Raw genomic sequence first — 3,521 nt, forward strand, 5'->3', positions numbered from 1 at the left:
GTGGATCAAGGACATGGTTCAAGCCACGCATGCCGCATAGCATCAAACCGATACAACGACATTCTGATTGCATAAATGACGTAACTTTATTGCATTCCTAGCAGAATTGCATCATAACATCGACAAACTTATGGCGTTAACATGATAGGTGACCGTATGCGAAAGACGCTTCGCCAGTTCCGGCAGGTCGGGATTGTCGCAAAACTCCTCAACTCGACAGCTCTGGTCGCTGGAAGTTTCCTTCTCGCGAGCGGAACACTAAATCTCGCTTCCGCCCAGACCGCCTCAGTCACCGCCCCGTGCGTCGTCCAGCAAGCAGGTCCGGTGGTGATTCGATGTGGAGGAACGGGCTCATTGCTTGATCAGGCGAGATTTGTTCTGGTCGAACAGCATTCTCCGACCGTCGTCGTCAATGGAGCCGACCTGATAACTTCAGCAACTGGGAGTTATAACGCTATTCTGGTCGGTCCAGCAGCTGGTATTACTTATGAATCTGCGTACAATACCAATCCGTCATTAACTATACAAAATTCTACTATACGAACTATTGGGAGCGGCTCACTTTGGACCGTCTCAATGGCTGGCTGGAATGGGACCGCGACAGCCCTTGTCGAGAACTCTGTCATTCGTCAGGAGACGGCAGGGCCGTCCGCCCCTGCCCGTGATGGATTACATTTCGAAAATCCACTTCGCCCTGCAGACCCTCTTGATCTTGTCGTACGAAATTCTCAACTTTTCGGGACACGCTTCGGCATGTCGGCGAGTGGCATCAATCTACCCAACGCCCAAATCAGTGGATCAACCTTTAATGGCAGCGCAGCGAGTGTAGAAATTCAGGTTGTAAACCCTAGCTCCATCAACTCCCAGAACAATGTGTACACATTAGATCCGGTGGTAAATATCGCAACTCCATCACCCCGTGCCGCAATTCTTCTTGGGGGACAGGTCACCTTTTCGGATGAAAGATCGTCATTCTTTAGCGAAGGAGGGCAGCCCGCTATTCGTGACGGCGGTGCAGGACCTTCCACCAGTCCAATGGCGGGCGACCAAACAGTACGTCTTTCGGGAAGCACTGTTGTTGGCGATATTTTATTTGCTGCTGGCGATGATACCCTTGCGTTGGCAGCCGGTACCGTCATGAACGGTGCGATAGCGATGGGTACCGACGATGATACGGTGTTATGGAACTCAATCGATCCCGCAGGAATTTCACTCGCAGACGGCCAGGCAGGCATGGATACACTGACCCTTGCTAACGTCGTGAAGACGGGCGCTCTTGATCTGGTAAACTGGGAAACGATCAATCTGACTGCTGGAAGCCAGCTGACCTTGAGTGACGGCCTGGTTCTAGGAGATTTAGGAACGGGGACGGGTGCGTTCAATATCGATGCAAGTGCAACCCTGTTTGCAGGCGGCGCCATGAATCCAGAAATCCGTTCGTTCGCTGCTGGCCAATTTGCTACGGTCAACAATGCTGGCTTCATCGACGTGACGAATGGCGGCTCGGGTCCAGCGGACAGACTAACGATCGTCGGTGACTATGTCGGTCAGAATGGCCAGATCATTCTCGACACTTATCTCGACACGGATGGTTCACCGTCCGATCAGCTTGTGATCGATGGCGGTACGGCGTCCGGCACGAGCTTGCTTGCTGTGCGCAACGCCGGTGGTCCGGGTGCGCTGACGGTATCGGACGGCATTCGTGTCGTGGATGCCATCAATGGCGCAACAACTGGTTCAGGCGCCTTCAGCCTTCTGGGTGATTACACGACAGAAAATGGTCACGCGGCAGTGATCGGTGGCGCCTATGCCTACACGCTGCATCAGAATGGCTTTGTCGATCCGGCAGATAGCGACTGGTACCTGCGCTCGAGGCTGACCGATCCCGGTGTGCCCTACGAACCTCGCTATGCTCCCGGCGTTCCGGTCTACGAGTCCTATCCGCAGCTTCTGCAGGTGATGAACGGCCTGCCGACACTTCAGCAGCGTGTGGGTAATCGCTACTGGAAAGAGGCCCCTCCTCCGGCAGAACCGGTATTCTGCAAGGATCCGGAACAGAACTTCCGCTGCACACCGACTGCCGAGCAGAATGCCGTCTATGCCGATACCATCGGTAAGTACGCCGTTGACCAGAACGGTATTTGGGGACGGATCGAAGGCGCCCATTCGCGCTTCCAGCCCGATGTATCGACATCTGCAAGCCGCTATGACGTCGACCTCTATAGAATGCAAGGGGGGATCGATGGGCTGCTCCATGAAGGAGACCAGGGCCGGCTGCTCGGTGGCATCAACCTCCAATACGTTCACGGCAAGGCTGATGTCAGCTCGTTCTTCGGAGACGGAGAGATCAGTGCGACCGGTTATGGGATCGGCGGCACGCTGACCTGGTATGGCAACAATGGCGTCTATGTCGACGGGCAAGCGCAACTGACCTGGTACGACAGCAACTTGACCTCCAGGGCCGATGACATCACCCAGCCGCGGCTGGTGCGGGGCAATGACGGCTTTGGCTATGCTGTCAGCCTCGAGGCTGGGAGACGGTTTGAGATGTCGGACGGCTGGTCGATCACTCCGCAGGCCCAGCTGGTCTGGTCATCGGTTGACTTCAAAAGCTTCACCGATCCCTATGGTGCCCGCGTCTCGCTCGATCGCGGCGACAGCCTGCAGGGAAGGCTTGGCGTTTCTGTCGACAGGCAAGCAAGCTGGACGGATGACAACGGCGAGATCGGACGCTCTCACGTCTATGGCATCGCCAACCTGTATAACGAGTTCCTCGATGGCAGCAGGGTGAATGTCGCCGATGTCTCGTTCGACAGTCGCAACGAACGTCTGTGGGCCGGCGTAGGACTTGGCGGCTCCTACAACTGGGCCAACGACAAATACTCGCTCTACGGTGAAGGCTCCGTCAGAACCAGCCTCAACCACTTTGCCGACAGCTATACCCTACACGGCACCGTCGGATTCAAAGTCAGGTTCTAAGAACACAACGACGATCGCTAAAAATTAGACCAATAGAACACCGCCCTCCCGGCTAAACACCGGGAGGTTCTTTTATGGGGGAGAACGGCCATGTCCAATGTCACCTGTCGAGTATGCAGTACCGTTACAAAACGTAGAATCGATATTCTATTTTAGAATACGCAACTTTAGGGCGATGCTTTATGGTCGCGGCGTTGCCGATCTCATAGGGTTCCTCCCCTCCGAGCCAACTTGCAGACGCAGAATTTGAACGGCAACTGCTTTTACATTGATACGTGAGGCCGGAATGCCAATCAGCCAAACAATCCAAATCGAGGCTACGGCTGATGTCGTGTTTAGCTTCTACAGAAATATCGAGAGCTGGCCGCGCTGGGATCCCGAGGTCAAGAAGGTGCATCTACCAAACGGCTTACTGGTTGGATCAAATGGGGTGGCTGAGACGCGTTCTGGTCCGAGGGCTCGATACGGATAGCCGAAGTGACCGGAGGCCGTTCATTCTCGGTGCAAAGCCGATTTGGACTTGCTTCGGAAAAGTGGAGAGG

Annotated in this window: 2 protein-coding genes; both read left to right on the forward strand. The window is 54.9% G+C overall.

Features of this window, described 5'->3' with window-relative positions; translation table 11 throughout:
* Positions 1-156: 156 nt before the first annotated feature.
* Positions 157-2,979 carry an autotransporter family protein gene (locus tag LH464_RS24100; RefSeq protein ID WP_226788937.1) on the forward strand — a complete coding sequence of 941 codons (2,823 nt, stop codon included), beginning with the start codon at positions 157-159 and terminating at the stop codon, positions 2,977-2,979.
* Between the two features lie 286 nt (positions 2,980-3,265).
* Positions 3,266-3,451 (forward strand): SRPBCC family protein, encoded by a 186-nt coding sequence (locus LH464_RS24975; protein WP_226788938.1) that lies wholly within the window; start codon positions 3,266-3,268, stop codon positions 3,449-3,451.
* The last annotated feature ends 70 nt before the right edge of the window (positions 3,452-3,521 follow it).

The organism is Pseudorhizobium xiangyangii (genome assembly GCF_020531965.1).
In the GTDB taxonomy this organism is placed as follows: Bacteria; Pseudomonadota; Alphaproteobacteria; order Rhizobiales; family Rhizobiaceae; genus Neorhizobium; species Neorhizobium xiangyangii.